General features: G+C 62.9%; 1 protein-coding gene and 1 pseudogene. Both read left to right on the top strand.

Going from position 1 to position 391, the window contains the following annotated elements; all coding sequences use genetic code 11:
- Positions 1-86: pseudogene (locus JWG43_RS21175) on the top strand (50S ribosomal protein L5); the annotation flags it as partial.
- A gap of 19 nt (positions 87-105) precedes the next feature.
- Positions 106-391 (top strand): 30S ribosomal protein S14 (gene rpsN, locus JWG43_RS21170; RefSeq protein WP_205244493.1); only part of this gene is annotated, 286 nt, incomplete at its 3' end.

Here is a 391-nt window from a genome sequence, read left to right as displayed (position 1 = left end):
ACATTGTCGTCTGCACCACGGCCAAGACCGATGAGGAAGCCAAGGCTCTCCTCACCGAGTTCAAGTTCCCGTTCGTGAAGAACTGAGCGGGAAGGGAAGAGCACAATGGCTAAGAAAAGCGCCGTAAACCGCAATGAAGCCGTCAAGGCCCTGGTTGCGAAGTATGCCGCGAAGCGGGCCGCCCTCAAGGCGACCGCCAACGACGAAAACCTGCCGCTGGAGGAGCGCTTCGACGCGCGCCTGAAGCTGGCCGAACTGCCGCGCAACTCCGCGCCGAGCCGCATTCGCAACCGCTGCGAAGTGACGGGTCGTCCGCGGGCGTTCTACCGCAAGCTCAAGATGAGCCGGATTGCGCTGCGTGAACTGGGCAACCTGGGCCAGATTCCCGGCC

The sequence above is a fragment of the Desulfobulbus alkaliphilus genome (assembly GCF_016918545.1).
Lineage (GTDB): Bacteria > Desulfobacterota > Desulfobulbia > Desulfobulbales > Desulfobulbaceae > Desulfobulbus > Desulfobulbus alkaliphilus.
Note: the sequence above shows the minus strand (reverse complement) of the source record. Positions and strands in the feature narration are given on the sequence as shown.